At 61.9% G+C, this 15,927-nt stretch carries 16 protein-coding genes; 6 read left to right on the forward strand and 10 right to left on the reverse strand.

The genetic code is table 11. The features are described from left to right. Positions 1–44: 44 nt before the first annotated feature. Genes paoC through paoA form a run of 3 tightly spaced genes read right to left on the reverse strand, consistent with a single transcriptional unit; the run spans position 45 to position 3,834 of the window. The gene (paoC, locus tag QLG12_RS10095; RefSeq protein WP_197871109.1) at positions 45–2,243 is read right to left on the reverse strand and encodes an aldehyde oxidoreductase molybdenum-binding subunit PaoC; all 2,199 of its coding nucleotides are present in this window, start codon (positions 2,241–2,243) and stop codon (positions 45–47) included. Then, positions 2,240–3,196: a xanthine dehydrogenase family protein subunit M gene (locus QLG12_RS10100; protein ID WP_197871111.1), complete on the reverse strand. Its 957-nt coding sequence runs from the start codon at positions 3,194–3,196 to the stop codon at positions 2,240–2,242. Before QLG12_RS10100 ends, paoC begins: the two co-directional genes overlap by 4 nt. Continuing rightward, on the reverse strand, positions 3,193–3,834 hold the full coding sequence (paoA, locus tag QLG12_RS10105; protein WP_197871113.1) for an aldehyde dehydrogenase iron-sulfur subunit PaoA: 642 nt from the start codon (positions 3,832–3,834) through the stop codon (positions 3,193–3,195). Before paoA ends, QLG12_RS10100 begins: the two co-directional genes overlap by 4 nt. Positions 3,835–4,156: 322 nt before the next feature. Here paoA and QLG12_RS10110 point away from each other — a divergent pair, with 322 nt between their 5' ends. Then, a complete protein-coding gene (locus tag QLG12_RS10110; RefSeq protein ID WP_064382340.1) occupies positions 4,157–4,363 on the forward strand; it encodes a hypothetical protein in 207 nt (68 codons plus the stop codon). Between the two features lie 43 nt (positions 4,364–4,406). Here QLG12_RS10110 and QLG12_RS10115 read toward each other — a convergent pair whose 3' ends face one another. After that, complete coding sequence (locus QLG12_RS10115; protein WP_108561076.1) at positions 4,407–4,679, reverse strand: hypothetical protein; 273 nt, start codon at positions 4,677–4,679, stop codon at positions 4,407–4,409. 224 nt (positions 4,680–4,903) lie between these two features. Here QLG12_RS10115 and QLG12_RS10120 point away from each other — a divergent pair, with 224 nt between their 5' ends. After that, the gene (locus QLG12_RS10120; RefSeq protein ID WP_282474415.1) at positions 4,904–5,983 is read left to right on the forward strand and encodes a hypothetical protein; all 1,080 of its coding nucleotides are present in this window, start codon (positions 4,904–4,906) and stop codon (positions 5,981–5,983) included. A gap of 2 nt (positions 5,984–5,985) precedes the next feature. Next, on the forward strand, positions 5,986–6,339 hold the full coding sequence (locus QLG12_RS10125) for a DUF1428 domain-containing protein (protein ID WP_197871119.1): 354 nt from the start codon (positions 5,986–5,988) through the stop codon (positions 6,337–6,339). A gap of 54 nt (positions 6,340–6,393) precedes the next feature. Here QLG12_RS10125 and QLG12_RS10130 read toward each other — a convergent pair whose 3' ends face one another. Next, positions 6,394–6,588, reverse strand: a complete 195-nt coding sequence (locus tag QLG12_RS10130; protein WP_007957125.1) for a hypothetical protein — start codon at positions 6,586–6,588, stop codon at positions 6,394–6,396. 107 nt (positions 6,589–6,695) lie between these two features. Here QLG12_RS10130 and thpR point away from each other — a divergent pair, with 107 nt between their 5' ends. Then, positions 6,696–7,235, forward strand: coding sequence for an RNA 2',3'-cyclic phosphodiesterase (thpR, locus tag QLG12_RS10135; protein WP_282474416.1), 540 nt, complete (start codon positions 6,696–6,698; stop codon positions 7,233–7,235). A gap of 120 nt (positions 7,236–7,355) precedes the next feature. On the opposite strand, the gene QLG12_RS10140 is transcribed toward thpR, so the two are convergent. The 5 genes from QLG12_RS10140 to QLG12_RS10160 form a co-directional block, all read right to left on the reverse strand. Then, positions 7,356–8,453, reverse strand: a complete 1,098-nt coding sequence (locus QLG12_RS10140) for a polyamine ABC transporter substrate-binding protein (RefSeq protein WP_197871123.1) — start codon at positions 8,451–8,453, stop codon at positions 7,356–7,358. Positions 8,454–8,522: 69 nt separating this feature from the next. Further along, positions 8,523–9,407 (reverse strand): ABC transporter permease subunit, encoded by an 885-nt coding sequence (locus tag QLG12_RS10145; RefSeq protein WP_007957119.1) that lies wholly within the window; start codon positions 9,405–9,407, stop codon positions 8,523–8,525. Next, positions 9,404–10,285 carry an ABC transporter permease subunit gene (locus tag QLG12_RS10150; RefSeq protein WP_197871193.1) on the reverse strand — a complete coding sequence of 294 codons (882 nt, stop codon included), beginning with the start codon at positions 10,283–10,285 and terminating at the stop codon, positions 9,404–9,406. Before QLG12_RS10150 ends, QLG12_RS10145 begins: the two co-directional genes overlap by 4 nt. Before the next feature lie 29 nt (positions 10,286–10,314). Beyond that, a complete protein-coding gene (gene potA, locus QLG12_RS10155; protein ID WP_007957110.1) occupies positions 10,315–11,457 on the reverse strand; it encodes a polyamine ABC transporter ATP-binding protein in 1,143 nt (380 codons plus the stop codon). A gap of 370 nt (positions 11,458–11,827) precedes the next feature. Then, the gene (locus QLG12_RS10160) at positions 11,828–12,589 is read right to left on the reverse strand and encodes a gamma-glutamyl-gamma-aminobutyrate hydrolase family protein (protein WP_282474417.1); all 762 of its coding nucleotides are present in this window, start codon (positions 12,587–12,589) and stop codon (positions 11,828–11,830) included. Positions 12,590–12,871: 282 nt separating this feature from the next. Between QLG12_RS10160 and QLG12_RS10165 the strand changes: the two genes are divergently transcribed. Then, complete coding sequence (locus QLG12_RS10165; RefSeq protein ID WP_011333558.1) at positions 12,872–14,248, forward strand: glutamine synthetase family protein; 1,377 nt, start codon at positions 12,872–12,874, stop codon at positions 14,246–14,248. A 178-nt stretch (positions 14,249–14,426) separates the two neighbouring features. Further along, positions 14,427–15,917, forward strand: coding sequence for an aldehyde dehydrogenase (locus QLG12_RS10170; RefSeq protein WP_282474418.1), 1,491 nt, complete (start codon positions 14,427–14,429; stop codon positions 15,915–15,917). The last annotated feature ends 10 nt before the right edge of the window (positions 15,918–15,927 follow it).

Genomic DNA, 15,927 nt, shown 5'->3' on the forward strand with positions numbered 1-15,927 from the left:
GAGTGATTAGCGCACCAGCACCCCATGCTGGTGCGCTACCGGTTTCAGATCATCGGCGGCAACGCATCAAGAATCTTGTCCAAGGTAATCGGATACTCCCGCACCCGTGCACCGGTGGCGTTATAGATCGCATTCGCCACCGCCGCACTCACACCGCAAATCCCGAGTTCACCCACCCCCTTGGCTTTCATCGGCGAGGAAATCGGGTCGGTTTCATCGAGGAAAATCACCTCCTGATGCGGGATGTCGGCGTGCACCGGCACTTCGTAGCCTGCCAGGTCATGGTTGACGAAAAAGCCTTGGCGTTTGTCTACCGCGAGCTCTTCCATCAATGCCGCGCCGACGCCCATGGTCATGGCACCGATCACCTGGCTGCGGGCTGATTTCGGATTGAGAATCCGCCCGGCGGCGCAGACCGCGAGCATGCGCCGCACGCGGACTTCGCCTGTAGCGGCATCCACCGCGACTTCGACGAAGTGCGCGCCGAAGGTCGATTGCTGGTACTGCTTGGCGAGGTCGGCGAATTCGATGCTGTCCTCGACTTCGATCGCGGCATGTTGCGCGGCGTCACGCAACGGCACGTTCTTGCTGCCCAATCGAACGTGGCCATCGGCAAACTGCGCTTCACCCGCGTTCATGCCCAGTTTGGCCGCGACCGCTCCGCGCAGCTTCATGCACGCCGCGTAGACCCCGGCGGTCGAGCAGTTGGCGCCGAACTGGCCGCCGGAGCCTGCCGACACCGGGAAGTTTGAATCCCCGAGTCGCACCACCACATCGTCCAGGCTGACCCCCATCATTTCCGCTGCAGTCTGGGCAATGATCGTATAGCTGCCGGTGCCGATGTCCGTCATGTCGGTTTCCACGGTGATCTTGCCGTCGCGCTCCAGCCTCACTCGTGCGCCGGACTTCACCAGCAGGTTGTTGCGAATCGCCGCCGCGACGCCCATGCCGATCAGCCAGCGACCTTCGCGACGGGTGCCGGGCGTCGCATTGCGCTTATCCCAGCCAAAACGTTCGGCGCCGGTTTGCAGGCATTCAATCAGACGCCGCTGGGAGAACGGTCGCTCGGTTTTCACCGGATCGACCTGGGTGTCGTTGAGGATGCGGAACTGGATCGGATCGAGTTTGAGCTGTTCCGCCATCTCGTCCATGGCGATCTCCAGCGCCATCAGCCCCGGCGTTTCACCCGGCGCGCGCATGGCGTTGCCTTCCGGCAGATCCAGCGGCGCAAGACGCATGGTCACCAAACGATTTTCGGCGGCGTAGAGCAACTGACTCGGCTGCGCTGCAACCTCGACCTTGCCGTCGACGAGGTTGCCCGACCAGCCTTCATGGGCGATGGCGGTGAGTTTGCCGTCCGCCGTGGCACCCATGCGAATGCGTTGAATGGTGGCGGGTCGGTGGGTGGTGTTGTTGGCGATCTGCGGACGGGCGAGGGCGACTTTCACTGGACGATTCGCCAAGCGTGCGCCGAGGGCGGCAAGGATCGCGTCGGCGCGAATGAACAGCTTGCCGCCAAAACCGCCACCAATGTACGGCGAGATCAGCCGCACGTTTTCCTTGGGCAGGCCGAGGGTGGCGGCGATGTCGCCGACGCTCCAGGCGATCATCTGGTTGGAAGTCCAGAGCGTCACGTGATCGCCTTTCCAGGCGGCGAGGGTCGCGTGGGGCTCCATCATCGCGTGGGACTGGTCCGGCGTAGTGTAGGTCTGGTCGAACTGCACCGGCGCGGCGGCGAAGGCGCTGGCGAAATCGCCGTGCTTGACGTCCGGCAGATCGTCTTTCGGCTCCACGCCCTGGTCGCGCACGCTGGCCAGATCAAATTGACCTTTGTCGGCCGCGTACTCGACGTTGACCAACTGCGCGGCGGCCCGCGCCTGTTCGAAGGTTTCGGCGACCACCAGCGCCACGGCCTGGTGATAGTGCTGCACGTGCGGCCCGGCCAGCAGGTGCGCGGCGTTGTACTGGCCTTTGCCGAGCTTGCCGGCATTGGCGGCGGTGACGATGGTCAGCACCCCCGGCGCGGCGCGGGCGGCCTCCAGATCGATGCGGGTAATGCGACCCTTGGCGATGGCCGAGCCGACCATCACGCCGTAGGCCTGATTTTTCACGGCTTCATGTTGCTCGTAGGCGTAAGGCGCCTGGCCGCTGGTCTTCAGCGGGCCTTCTATGCGGTCGGTGGGTTTGCCGATGACATTCAACTGGTCAATCGGGTTGGTCGTGGCGGGTGTGTCGAATTTCATGCTTCGTCCCTCGCTTGGGCCAGCACCGAGGCAATGGTGCGCTCGACCAATGTCACTTTGAACTGGTTGTCAGAGGTCGGCGTGGCGCCGTCGAGCAGGTGCGCTCTGACGGCTTTCGCGCCTTGCGGCAGCAGCGCTTCCGCCGCTTCGACGCGCCAGGGTTTCGGCGCGATGCCGCCGACGGCGATGCGCCCGCTGCCATCCTTCTGCAGGATCAGGCCGACGGAGACCAGCGCGAAGGCGTACGACGAGCGGTCGCGCACCTTGTGATAGACATGGGTGCCGCCCACTGGCGCGGGCAGGGTGACGGCGGTAATCAGCTCGCCCGGCGTCAGACTGGTTTCGACATTCGGTGTGGTGCCGGGCAGTTGGTGGAAGTCCGCGATGGCGATGCGTCGAGTGCTGCCATCAGCGTTGATCGTTTCGACCTGAGCATCCAGCGCACGCATCGCAATCGCCATGTCACTCGGATGGGTCGCGATGCAAGCGTCGCTGACACCGATGATGCCGAGTTGTCGACTGACCCCGCCAATCGCCGCGCAACCACTGCCGGGATTACGTTTATTGCAGGCCTGATTGGTGTCGTAGAAATACGGGCAGCGCGTGCGCTGGAGCAGATTGCCGGCGGTGGTCGCCATGTTGCGCAACTGGCCCGATGCGCCGGCGAGCAAGGCACGGGACAGCAGCGCGTAGTCTTTCCGGATGCGGTTGTCGGCGGCCAGATCGGTGTTGCGCACCAGTGCGCCGATGCGCAAACCGCCGTCGTCGGTCGCTTCGATCCGGTCGAGGCCCAGGTGATTGACGTCAATCAACTGCTGGGGCGTTTCGATGTCGAGCTTCATCAAGTCCAGCAGGTTGGTGCCGCCGGCAATGAAACGTGCGCCTTCGATTTGCGCGGCTTGGGCAGCAGCTGCGGCAGGGGAGTCGGCGCGGCTGTAATTGAACGCTCTCATGCTGGCACCTCCGCGACTTCGCTGATGGCTTCGATGATGTTCGAGTAGGCGCCGCAGCGGCAGATGTTGCCGCTCATGCGTTCCTGCAATTCGCTGGCGATCAGTTGCGGTGCGTCGGTGAGGCTGGGGCTGGCGTGGCTGGGGATGCCGTCGCGGATTTCCTGGAGCACGGCGACCGCCGAGCAGATCTGCCCCGGCGTGCAGTAGCCGCACTGGTAACCGTCATGCTTGATGAACGCCGCCTGCATCGGGTGCAGATGGTCCGGCATGCCGAGGCCTTCGATGGTGGTGACTTTGGCGCCGTCCTGCATCACCGCCAGGGTCAGGCAGGAATTGATTCGCCGGCCGTCGACGATCACCGTGCAGGCGCCGCACTGGCCGTGGTCGCAGCCCTTTTTGCTGCCGGTCAGGTGCAGGTGTTCGCGCAGGGCGTCGAGCAGGGTGGTGCGGGTGTCAACCTCCAGCGCCTGTGGCTTGCCGTTGACTTCGATGGTTACTTTGGCCATGGCCGGTTGCTCCAGGCTGGCCGCGTAGGCCTTGAGGCTGATGAAAGGGGGCATCGCGAACGCGGTTGCGGTCACGGCCCCGAGAATCAGGAAACGGCGTCGGGATATCGCCAACGGCGGTTGGTCGTTCATGGTTGGGCTTCCTCTGATCAGGTCGGCAGGTTGCAAATGACCCGCCAGGGCACGCCGGCGTGGTAGCCGGTCTTGGTCTGTTCTAGGAGTGACCGCAGGGGGGAGGAAAAGGTTTTGTCGGATTTTGTCCCAGTCAAAGCCATCAGACGGCCACTTGGTGGACAGGGCGCACGCGGCGGGCAGGGCGATGAACGGTCGTTGGTGGCCAGTGAATCAAAGCCTTTTTCCCCGGTCGTATCTGCGCCAGCGCGCCCTGCGCCTCTTCGGTGTGGGCAGCGCTGCCGTTTCCGTCGTCAAGACCTTGGTTTTAGGGAAATTCTGAATGATGCGTGCAACAAGCCTGCTGCTGACCGTTTCCGCCGCTGTATTGCTGGGCGGCTGTGTGGCGGATTTCGATGATGACCATCGCCATGGCCGGCATTACGACCGCGATCATGGCCGTTATTACGATCATGACCGGCGCTGGGACGACCGCGATGACGACCGCCGCGACGGGCGTCGTTATCACCGCGACCGGGATGATGATTGATTGAAACGAAGAGGGCGTTCCCCGACGGGAACGCCCTCTGGCATTAAAAATGAGCGCTCGCCCGGACGCTGGATCGCGCAGGCACGGAGGCCTCGATGTCCAGCAAATGGGTGGCGAGAATGTCGCTCAGAAAGCGGAACTGATCGTTGAGGCCGACCACTTCATTGCTGAAATGATTGCTGGCGGCGGGCATCAACAGGTCTTCGAAGGCTTCGTCGAACACCAGCGCCTGTGTCTTGCGCGACACGGCGTGCTGATCGTAGTAGTTGCTGCCGAAGTCCGGGAAACTCACGGCGAGGGTGACGGTATTGATCATGATGTGAACTCCTCGTGCTGTGTGTTTCGGATGGGCTAATCGTGCCTTTGGCGAGCAACATGCGGAAGGCAATCGTCGCGATGGTGAATATCGACGCCATTGATGGTTGGACCGGCGCGGCCCTGACCAGCGGATAAACGGCGCACCCCGCGCACCTATACTCATGTCATCTCTCTCCGGATTCTTCAGGTCTTGCGATCGAAGAACAGATAAGGACCGCCACTGTGAACCTGCGTGCGCTGCTCGTCGCCGCACTGGTGTTGCTGGCCGGCTGCGCCACCACGGCGCGGGCCCCGGTGAGCGCGCCGGCGGTGGTGGTCTCGCCGGCCACCTGGCAGCAGATCGACCGGGAAATCGTCAACGCCTCCCGGCAGGCCACCGAGCAGGTCAAGGTGTTCGCCCGTGGCTCGATGGAACATTGGCGCATTCGGGTCTATGAGCAAACTGAAGAAAATTTCATCCCGTGGTTCAGCAGCTACTGGACCCAGGAATGGCTGTCGATGAAGGTCAGCTGGTACACGATCAGTGCCAGCGGCGAGCAGGATGCCTCGGCCAAGCGCCTGGCGGATTACCTGCTGGAGCAATATCAGGAACGGGTGCTGGCGCCGGTGGCGGTGGAGATCGACCCGGACGCGATCCTCGGCCATTCCACCGCGTTTTACGCGCAACTGATGGCGCAGCAGATGCCGGTCATCGCCCAGCGCCACGGCGTGCCCATTGCCCAGCTCAACGAGCGATTGAAGAAAATCCCCGCCATCGCCCTTGGTCCGCCGCCGGCCCGCGATGCCTCGCTGTACCAGGTTGTCAGCACTGAGCCGTTGAACACGCTGCCGGCCTACGCCGCGTTGATCGACAAGATCCACACTGATGGCGGCTCGAAAGGCGTGGCCTCGACTGAATCGGCCATGGCACCGGTGGCCAAGCGCGCCAGCCAGCGCATGGAGGCGGAAATGGCCCCGCGCGGCGCTGCCAGTGCGGTGGCGGCAGCGGCAGGCAAACTGGCCGGGGCGCTGATTTCGGTCGGCGTGGCGGGCATCCGCGCGATCATTCAGGCCAACGACCGCCCGGACAGCGAAGCGCTGATCCGCAGCAGCCTGGGCAACACCTTCGACAAGGCCTGGCTGAAACTGGTGCAGGACCCGACCACCGGCGTGATGGCCGGCACGCTGCACATGGCGGCGCAGGTCGAGGGCAATCTGGGCGGGCGAGATGAACCGTCGGTCGGGTTGGGCGTCAACCGTGTCGAATGGCGGCCGCCCGATTCGACTACTCAGCAGATCGAACCCACCCTGCAAGGAGAATGATCATGGCTTACATCGATGTGTTCGTGGCGCCCGTGCCAAATGCCAATCGCGAGCAGTACAAGAAGCACTGCGAAATCGCCGCCAGGCTGTTCAAGGAATACGGCGCGCTGGAGGTGATCCAGGGCTGGGGCGATGACGTGCCGGACGGCAAGGTCACCTCATTCCCGATGGCCGTAAAACTCAAGGAAGGCGAAACCGTATCGGCAGGCTGGCTGGTCTGGCCGGACAAGACCACCCGCGACACCGGCATGGCAAAAATGATGGAAGACCCGCGCATGCAGCCGGACGTTAATCCGATGCCGTTCGATGGGCAGCGGATGATCTTCGGTGGCTTCAAGAACATTCTCGAGTCCTGAGTCCAACGCAAATCCTTCGTGGGAGCCAGCAGGCTGGCTCTCACAGGTATTTGTTCACTCTGCTGATGGCGTGATCCGGCAGCCTTTGCGATTGCGAATCTGCTCGTCCGTCGGCCGCTCGCGCACGAATTCGAAACGCGGCTCACCTTCGCTGTAATGCACCAGCCAGCCCCATTCCAGTTCGCTCTCATCCTGCCCGGGATTCGGCGGTCGGGCCCACCAGGGTTCTTTGCTGAGGATCTCGCGCATGACGTCCTCCGGTTGATGGCAATCGTAGAACTATAAACCCCATGCCGAGAGTCGCCAGAAACGGGCGTGTAGAATCCAGGGATCTCGACGAACGAAGGAGCGTGGCCATGACGGACGAAACGCGCGGGGATCAACCGTTCAAGCGGCTGTTTTTCGCCCTCGACTGCCCGCCGGCGCAGCGCAAGGCGATTGCCCAGTGGCGCAGCGAACTGGGTTTGCGCACCGGCAAACCGGTGCCGGCCGACAATTTTCACCTGACGCTGCTGTTTCTCGGTGCGGTGCCGTTGGCGCAGATTGGCGAAGTCTGCGAGGCGGCGGCAAAAGTGCGCACGCCGGGCGAGGCGCTGAGGATTTCACTGGATCGGTTGCAGGTCTGGCGCCGTGCCGGGGTATTGTCGCTGGCGCCCGAGCAGGCGCCGCAGGGATTGCTGCGGCTGGTGTATGCGCTGGAGCAGGCGATGTTGCCATTCGGGTTTGAAGAGGCCACGCGGGAGTATCGTCCTCACCTGACGCTGGCCCGGGACTATCGCGCGCCGGAACCGGAATCCGCCACGCCGCCGGAATTCTTTCTGCGGGCCGAACGCTTCGCGCTGTTCGAATCCCACAAGGGCAGTTATCGCTCGCTGGCCCACTGGCCACTGATCTGAGCCCACAAAAAAAGGCGCCCGAGGGCGCCTGAATTCACCTGAACCGAGGAAGCCAGGTGAGGCCGTTCAGAGCAGGGGCAGCGGTGGTAAGGCGCTGCGTGAACGGAAATCGATGTGCGTTTATTTGCCGAGTTTCACGCGGGTCCAGCCCCGGGTCATGATCCGTTGCGTGGCAATCGGCTGATCCGGCACCGCATACAGTGTCGCCATCACTTCCTGCGACGGGTACGAGCCCGGATCGTTGCGGATCGCTTCGTCCACCAGCGGCGTCGCTGCCGAGTTGGCGTTGCTGTAACCGTTGCTGTTGGTGATCTCGGCGATGATGTCCGGGCGCATCAGGAAGTCCATGAACAGGTACGCGTTCTCGACGTTGGCTGCATCGCGCGGGATGGCGACCATGTCGTAGAAGCTGCCGGCACCTTCCTTGGGAATGCTGTAGTCGATCACGACGTTGTTGCCCGATTCCACCGCGCGGGCCTTGGCCTGCAATACATCACCGGAGTAACCGACCGCCACGCAGATGTTGCCGTTGGCCAGGTCCGAGATGTATTTCGAAGAGTGGAAGTACGCCACGTTCGGGCGAATCTTCATGAACAGCGCCTCGGCTTCCTTGATGTGCGCGGTGTCTTTGTCGTTCACCGGATACCCCAGATAGTGCAGGGCGGCCGGGATCATTTCGGTCGGCGAGTCGAGGAAACTGATGCCGCAAGCCTTGAGCTTCTCGGCGTTCTCCGGTTTGAACAGCAGGTCCCAGGAGTTGGTCGGCGCGTTCTTGCCGAGCACTTCGCGGACCTTGGCCGGGTTGAAGCCGATGCCGATCGAGCCCCACATGTACGGGAACGCGTGGGCGTTGTCCGGATCACTGGCGGAGGCGTTTTTCAGCAGCACCGGGTTGAGGTTTTTCCAGTTTGGCAGCTTCGATTTGTCCAGGGTCTGATAGACCCCGGCCTTGATCTGCTTGGCCAGGAAACTGTTGGACGGCACCACGATGTCGTAGCCGGATTTACCCGCGAGCAGACGTGCCTCAAGGGTTTCATTGCTGTCGAACACGTCGTAGGTCACGCGGATGCCGGTCTCGTCCTCGAACTTCTTGACGGTGTCCGGGGCGATGTAATCCGACCAGTTGTAAACGCGCAGTACCTTGTCGTTGGCCTGGGCGCCCGTGGCGATTGCGCCCAATAAGGACAGTGTCAGCAGAGTCCTGCCAAACATTTTCATCGGTGAAACTCCATTCTTTTTATTCAAAAGCTTTTAAGCCAAAGCACAAAGCCGTAAAACGCGTCGGCCCTAGGCCGTCGCTGCCACTCGTTGAGGTTGCGGTTGCTGCCACGATTCGTTGGCGGTCTGATCCATCGCTTCCTGAATCGCCCGCTTGCGGTTGGCTTCTGCCTTGCGGCCGAAGTACCAGACCAGGAAGGTCACCAGCGACACCGCCAGCAGAATCAGGCTGGCCACAGCGTTGATCTCGGGCTTCACGCCCAGACGCACGGCCGAGAAGACTTCCATCGGCAGGGTGGTGGAACCCGGCCCCGAGACGAAGCTCGCCAGCACCAGATCGTCCAGTGACAGGGCGAACGACATCATGCCGCCCGCCGCCAGCGACGGGGCGATCATCGGGATGGTGATCAGGAAAAACACCTTGAACGGCTTGGCGCCCAGATCCATCGCTGCTTCTTCGATCGACAGGTCCAGCTCGCGCAAGCGGGCGGAGACTACCACCGCCACATAAGCGGCACAAAACGTGGTGTGGGCGATCCAGATCGTGACAATGCCACGCTCCTGCGGCCAGCCGATCAGTTGCGCCATCGCCACGAACAGCAGCAACAGCGACAGACCGGTAATCACCTCAGGCATCACCAGCGGCGCGGTCACCAGGCCACCGAACAGCGTACGACCCTTGAAGCGGGTCACGCGGGTCAGCACGAACGCGGCAAGGGTGCCCAGCGCTACGGCGGCAATTGCGGTGTAGCAGGCGATTTCCAGCGAGCGCACCACCGAGCCCATCAGTTGGGTGTTGTCGAGCAGGCCGACGTACCACTTCACCGACCAGCCGCCCCAGACCGTCACCAGTTTCGAGGCGTTGAACGAGTAGATCACCAGAATCAGCATCGGCAGATAAATGAACGTCAGGCCGAAGATCAACATGAACTTTGCAAAACCGAAGCGTTTCATCCCCTTCCCTCCATCTCTTTGGCCTGGCTGCGGTTGAACAGCAGGATCGGCACAATCAGGATCAACAGCATCACCACCGCCAGCGCGGACGCCACCGGCCAGTCGCGGTTATTGAAGAACTCTTGCCACAGCACGCGACCGATCATCAGGGTCTCCGGGCCACCCAGCAGTTCCGGAATCACGAACTCGCCCACCACTGGAATGAACACCAGCATGCAGCCGGCGATGATGCCGTTCTTGGCCAGCGGCACGGTGATTTTCCAGAAGTTGTTGAAGTTGCTCGAACCCAGATCCTGCGCGGCTTCCAGCAGGCTGGCGTCGTGCTTCACCAGGTTGGCGTAGAGCGGCAGCACCATGAATGGCAGATACGCATACACGACCCCAATGTAGACGGCGGTGTTGGTGTTTAGGATCTCGATCGGGTGATCGGTGAGCCCGGTCCACATCAGGAATGCGTTGAGCAGACCGTTGTTGCTGAGGATGCCCATCCACGCGTAAACGCGGATCAGGATCGCGGTCCACGTTGGCATCATGATCAACAGCAGCAGGACGTTTTGCGCTTCCTTGCTGGCCTTGGTGATCGCGTAAGCCATCGGGAAACCGATCACCAGGCACATCAGCGTGCTCAGTGCCGCGACCTTCAGCGAACCGAGGTAGGCCGACAGGTACAACTCGTCTTCGCCGAGCATGGTGTAGTTGCCGATGTTCAGCAGCAGCTGGAATTTCTGTTCGGCGTACGTGTAGATCTCCGAGTACGGCGGGATCGACAGCGCGGCTTCCGAGAAGCTGATCTTCATTACCAGGAAGAACGGCAGCATGAAGAACAGGAACAGCCAGATGAACGGGATGCCGATGACGAACTTTCGCCCGCTGGGCACCAGGCGCAGGAATTGCTGATTGAAGGTTCTCATGAGCGCAGTACCACGCCGCTGTCGTCTTCCCACCAGACGTAGACCTTGTCGTCCCAGGTCGGCCGCGCGCCACGGCGTTCGGCGTTGGCCATGAACGACTGGACGATCTTGCCGCTCGGCAATTCGACGTAGAACACCGAATGGCCGCCGAGGTAGGCGATGTCATGCACCTTGCCTTCGGACCAGTTGTAGCGGGTCTCCGGCTTGATCGTGCTGACCAGCATTTTTTCCGGGCGGATCGCGTAGGTGATCGACTTGTCCTGCACCGAAGTGCTGACGCCATGACCGACGTAGATCTTTTGCTGCAAGTCCGGGCTGTGAATGATCGCGTGACCTTCAAGGTCCTCGACCACGGTGCCGTCGAAGGCGTTCACGTTGCCGATGAATTCGCAGACCATGCGGCTGACCGGCGCTTCATAGATGTCGACCGGGCTGCCGATCTGGGCGATCCAGCCCAGGTGCATGATCGCGATGCGCTCGGCCATGGTCATGGCCTCTTCCTGGTCATGGGTCACCATCACGCAGGTCACACCGACGCGCTCGATGATCTCAACCAGCTCCAGTTGCATCTGCGAACGCAGTTTCTTGTCCAGCGCGCCCATCGGTTCGTCGAGCAGCAACAGCTTCGGCCGCTTGGCCAGGGAGCGGGCGAGGGCCACGCGCTGACGCTGGCCGCCGGACAATTGATGCGGGCGGCGCTTGGCGTATTGGGTCATGTGGACGAGGCGCAGCATTTCTTCGACGCGGGCGTCGATTTCGCTGGCCGGCAAACGGTCCTGCTTGAGGCCGAAGGCGATGTTCTGCGCGACCGTCATGTGCGGGAACAGGGCGTAGGACTGGAACATCATGTTGATCGGCCGCTCGTACGGCGGCATGTCGGTGATGTCGACACCGTCGAGCAGAATGCGTCCTTCAGTCGGCCGTTCGAAACCGGCGAGCATGCGCAGCAGGGTCGATTTGCCCGAGCCGGAGCCGCCGAGCAGGGCGAAGATTTCGCCCTGATGGATCTCCAGGGACACATCGTCCACCGCCGTGGTTTCGTCGAACTTCTTGGTGACTCGATCGACCTTCACCAGAACCTTTTTCGGTTGCTGATGACCTTCAAGAGCCTTCCTGTAAGTGCTGGAGGCGTTTGCCATGTGAAACTCCCAACAGGTTTCAGTCGCCGGGCCAACGCGGCCTGGCTTAAGAGTGGATTGCAGACTTGCAAGAGCATTTCCTGTCGGATCGCGTCCCCCTGTGGGAGCGGGCTTGACCGCGATGGCGGCGGGTCAGTCACCTCGATGTCGAAAGTGACGGCCTCATCGCTGGCAAGCCAGCTCCCACAGGGTTTTGCATTGATCCGATTGGCACTGCGCTTGCCGATCCGGCTTGGTCGGCGCCGCCGTCCTGGCTGCCTGGGTAGTACTTGTTGTTATTACGGTTTGTTGTTTTCACGGATGGCGGATGCGCAAACGCGCGCCCGCCGACCCCGTGGGGGCAGTAATCGATGTAAAGATCCGGTGTTTGTCAGCGCTGGCTGCGTCGCGCCGCACGCTGGCGGCAAGCCTCGCCGAATGCCTGGAAAATCCGCAGATAGTTCGGGTTGTCCAGCACTTGCCATTCTGGGTGCCATTGCACGCCGAGGGCGAAGGTCGGGCTGTGCTGCACCGAGACCGCCTCGATCAGACCATCCGGCGCCACGGCTTCGGCGCGCAGGCCGGGAGCGAGGCGGTCGATGCCCTGACTGTGAATCGAGTTGACCTGGAATTCGCCCGGCAGCTCCAGCGCTTCGAACACGCCGCCGGGCAATACCGTCACGGTGTGGGCCGGGGCGTACTGCACGGCGACATCCGGGCTGTCGGCTTCGCGGTGATCGAGCATGCCCGGCAGCTCATGCACCTTCTGGTGCAGGCTGCCGCCGAACGCCACGTTCATTTCCTGGAAGCCCCGGCAGATGCCGAGTACCGGAACGCCCGCCGCGATGGCTGCACGCAATAGAGGAAGGGTAGTGGCATCCCGCGCCGGATCGTGATCCGTGCCGGGAGCGCTGTCCGGGCCCTGATAGTGGAAAGGTTCCACGTTGGACGGCGAGCCGGTCAGCAGCAGACCGTCGAGCTGACCCAGCAGGTCTTCGATTTCAGTCAGTTGGCCAAGGGAAGGAATGACGACGGGCAACCCCAGCGCCGCAACGCTGACAGCGCGAACGTACTTGTCGCCGCTGATGTGATAGGGGTGCAGGCCAATCTGTTTGACGCACGCAGTAACGCCGATCAATGGCTTGAATGCCATTTTTATTCACCTCGAAGTTTGACACTTGAACGAGCTTTTCCGGAGCTTAGCCTCGTTGATTTTAATTAACAACTCCCATGTAAAAAATTCTAAACGCCGTTCATCAAATCTTCATCAAGACCGCCGCTCTGGCGCCTGCATTGGCACGAGAGTGTTAAAAAAAGCCCGAAAAATAAACGCTGAGCGGCCCTGTGTTCGCTATTGACTTCACTTTGCCGTTCGGGTTGACTGGCTCGGCGAAACAGCGGTGAACATAATAATTAACAGCTAAATAGGTGCATCATGTCGGTCCCTCTGCGTGCCGTTCAACTCAACGAAGCAAACGCATTCCTTAAGAAACATCCTGAGGTTTTGTACGTCGACCTTCTGATTGCAGACATGAACGGTGTGGTGCGCGGCAAGCGCATCGAGCGCACCAGTCTTCACAAGGTTTACGAGAAAGGCATCAACCTGCCGGCCTCGCTCTTTGCCCTCGACATCAACGGCTCCACGGTGGAAAGCACCGGCCTGGGCCTGGACATCGGCGACGCCGACCGCATCTGCTACCCGATTCCGGGCACCCTGAGCATCGAGCCCTGGCAGAAGCGCCCGACCGCGCAACTGCTGATGACCATGCACGAGCTGGAAGGCGAACCGTTCTTTGCCGACCCGCGTGAGGTGCTGGCCAACGTGGTGCGCAAGTTCGACGCGTTGGGCCTGACCATTTGCGCCGCGTTCGAACTTGAGTTCTACCTGATCGACCAGGACAACGTGAATGGCCGTCCGCAATCGCCGCGTTCGCCGGTTTCGGGCAAGCGTCCGGTGTCGACCCAGGTTTATCTGATTGACGATCTCGACGAATACGTCGACTGCCTGCAAGACATCCTCGAAGGCGCGAAAGAGCAGGGCATTCCTGCCGACGCCATCGTCAAGGAAAGCGCGCCGGCGCAGTTCGAAGTCAACCTGCACCACGTGTCCGACCCGATCAAGGCGTGCGATTACGCCGTCCTGCTCAAGCGTCTGGTGAAGAACATCGCCTACGACCACGAGATGGACACCACCTTCATGGCCAAGCCGTATCCGGGCCAGGCGGGCAACGGTCTGCACGTGCACATTTCGATCCTGGACAAAGAAGGCAACAACATCTTCGCCAGCGAGGATCCCGAGCAGAACGCCGCGCTACGCCACGCGATCGGCGGTGTGCTGGAGACCCTGCCTGCGCAAATGGCTTTCCTGTGCCCGAACGTCAACTCTTACCGCCGCTTCGGCGCACAGTTCTACGTACCGAACTCGCCGAGCTGGGGCATCGACAACCGCACCGTGGCCGTCCGTGTACCGACCGGTTCGCCGGACGCCGTGCGCATCGAGCATCGCGTAGCCGGTGCCGACGCCAACCCGTACCTGTTGATGGCTTCCGTGCTGGCCGGTATCCACCACGGCCTGACCAACGAAATCGAGCCGGGCGCCCCGGTCGAAGGCAACAGCTACGAGCAGAACGAACAGAGCCTGCCGAACAACCTGCGCGATGCCCTGCGTGAGCTGGACGACAGCGAAGTCATGGCCCGCTATATCGACCCGATGTACATCGACGTGTTCGTCGCGTGCAAGGAAAGCGAGCTGGCCGAGTTCGAAAACTCGATCTCTGACCTTGAGTACAACTGGTATCTGCATACCGTCTAACGCTCAAGCGCGATCTCGCTAACACCGCAAAACCTGTGGGAGCGGGCTTGCCCGCGAAGAGGCCATCACCTTCAACATTGAAGGTGACTGACCCACCGTATTCGCGAGCAAGTCGAATCGTCGCACCGTCGCCCCCACAGGGATATCGGTCACTAATTCTTATGTGTGAGTCACCCCCATGACCATGACCCGCAACGACTGGGAACAACGCTTCCAGTCCCTGACCCTCGAATCCCGCGCCTTCATCAATGGCGAATACCGCCCGGCCATCAGCGGCGAAACCTTCGAATGCCTGAGCCCCGTCGACGGCCGTTTCCTGGCCTCCGTCGCCAGCACCGATGAAGCCGACGCCAACCTCGCCGTCGAAGCTGCGCGCCAATCCTTCAACTCCGGCGTGTGGGCCAACAAGGCCCCGGCCGAGCGCAAGCGCATCCTGATTCGCTTCGCCGATCTGATCCTGCAACACCAGGAAGAACTGGCGCTGCTCGAAACCCTCGACATGGGCAAACCGATCAGCGACTCGATGAGCATCGACATCCCGGCGACCGCCAACGCGATCCGCTGGAGCGCCGAAGCGATCGACAAGATCTACGACGAAGTCGCCGCCACCCCGCACGACCAACTCGGTCTGGTCACTCGCGAACCATCGGGCGTGGTTGCTGCGATCGTGCCGTGGAACTTCCCGCTGATCATGGCCAGCTGGAAATTCGCCCCGGCACTGGCGGCGGGTAACTCGTTCATTCTCAAGCCTTCGGAAAAATCCCCGTTGACCGCGATCCGCATCGCCCAACTGGCGCTGGACGCGGGCATTCCGAAAGGCGTGTTCAACGTCCTGCCAGGCTTCGGCCACACCGTCGGCAAGGCGCTGGCGCTGCACATGGACGTCGACGTGCTGGCCTTCACCGGCTCCACGGTGATTGCCAAGCAACTGATGATTTATGCCGGCCAAAGCAACATGAAACGCGTCTGGCTCGAAGCAGGGGGCAAGAGCCCGAACGTGGTGTTTGCCGACGCACCGGACTTGCGCGCGGCAGCACAAGCGGCGGCCGGCGCCATTGCGTTCAACCAGGGCGAAGTCTGCACCGCCGGTTCGCGCCTGCTGGTGGAGCGTTCGATCCGCGAGCAATTCATCCCGCTGCTGGTGGAAGCGCTGCAAGCGTGGAAACCGGGGCACGCCCTGGATCCGGCGACCACCGTCGGCGCCGTGGTCGATCAGCGTCAACTGGACAACGTGCTGCGCTACATCAGCATCGGCCGCGAGCAGGGCGCCGAGCTGATCGCCGGCGGCCGACGCACCCTCGAAGACACCGGCGGCACCTACATCGAGCCGACGATTTTCGACGGTGTGACCAACGCGATGACCATCGCCAAGGAAGAAATCTTCGGCCCGGTACTGTCGCTGATCACCTTCGACACCGTCGAGGAAGCACTGCACATCGCCAACGACAGCATCTTCGGCCTCGCCGCCGGGGTCTGGACCAGCAACCTGAGCAAGGCCCACACCTTCGCCCGTGGCCTGCGCGCCGGTAGCGTGTGGGTCAACCAGTACGACGGCGGCGACATGACCGCGCCGTTCGGTGGCTTCAAACAGTCGGGCAACGGTCGCGACAAATCGCTGCACGCGTTCGACAAGTACACCGAGCTGAAAGCGACCTGGATCAAGCTCTAATTCTATTTAC

The sequence above is a fragment of the Pseudomonas sp. V88_4 genome (assembly GCF_029967985.1).
Lineage (GTDB): Bacteria > Pseudomonadota > Gammaproteobacteria > Pseudomonadales > Pseudomonadaceae > Aquipseudomonas > Aquipseudomonas glycinae.

What these genes read in the sequence shown, in the direction of transcription:
- paoC (WP_197871109.1), bottom strand. Translation starts at nt 2,243, where the DNA reads ATGAAATTCGACACACCCGCCACGACCAACCCGATTGACCAGTTGAAT.
- QLG12_RS10100 (WP_197871111.1), bottom strand. Translation starts at nt 3,196, where the DNA reads ATGAGAGCGTTCAATTACAGCCGCGCCGACTCCCCTGCCGCAGCTGCT.
- paoA (WP_197871113.1), bottom strand. Translation starts at nt 3,834, where the DNA reads ATGAACGACCAACCGCCGTTGGCGATATCCCGACGCCGTTTCCTGATT.
- QLG12_RS10110 (WP_064382340.1), top strand. Translation starts at nt 4,157, where the DNA reads ATGATGCGTGCAACAAGCCTGCTGCTGACCGTTTCCGCCGCTGTATTG.
- QLG12_RS10115 (WP_108561076.1), bottom strand. Translation starts at nt 4,679, where the DNA reads ATGATCAATACCGTCACCCTCGCCGTGAGTTTCCCGGACTTCGGCAGC.
- QLG12_RS10125 (WP_197871119.1), top strand. Translation starts at nt 5,986, where the DNA reads ATGGCTTACATCGATGTGTTCGTGGCGCCCGTGCCAAATGCCAATCGC.
- QLG12_RS10130 (WP_007957125.1), bottom strand. Translation starts at nt 6,588, where the DNA reads ATGCGCGAGATCCTCAGCAAAGAACCCTGGTGGGCCCGACCGCCGAAT.
- thpR (WP_282474416.1), top strand. Translation starts at nt 6,696, where the DNA reads ATGACGGACGAAACGCGCGGGGATCAACCGTTCAAGCGGCTGTTTTTC.
- QLG12_RS10140 (WP_197871123.1), bottom strand. Translation starts at nt 8,453, where the DNA reads ATGAAAATGTTTGGCAGGACTCTGCTGACACTGTCCTTATTGGGCGCA.
- QLG12_RS10145 (WP_007957119.1), bottom strand. Translation starts at nt 9,407, where the DNA reads ATGAAACGCTTCGGTTTTGCAAAGTTCATGTTGATCTTCGGCCTGACG.
- potA (WP_007957110.1), bottom strand. Translation starts at nt 11,457, where the DNA reads ATGGCAAACGCCTCCAGCACTTACAGGAAGGCTCTTGAAGGTCATCAG.
- QLG12_RS10160 (WP_282474417.1), bottom strand. Translation starts at nt 12,589, where the DNA reads ATGGCATTCAAGCCATTGATCGGCGTTACTGCGTGCGTCAAACAGATT.
- QLG12_RS10165 (WP_011333558.1), top strand. Translation starts at nt 12,872, where the DNA reads ATGTCGGTCCCTCTGCGTGCCGTTCAACTCAACGAAGCAAACGCATTC.
- QLG12_RS10170 (WP_282474418.1), top strand. Translation starts at nt 14,427, where the DNA reads ATGACCATGACCCGCAACGACTGGGAACAACGCTTCCAGTCCCTGACC.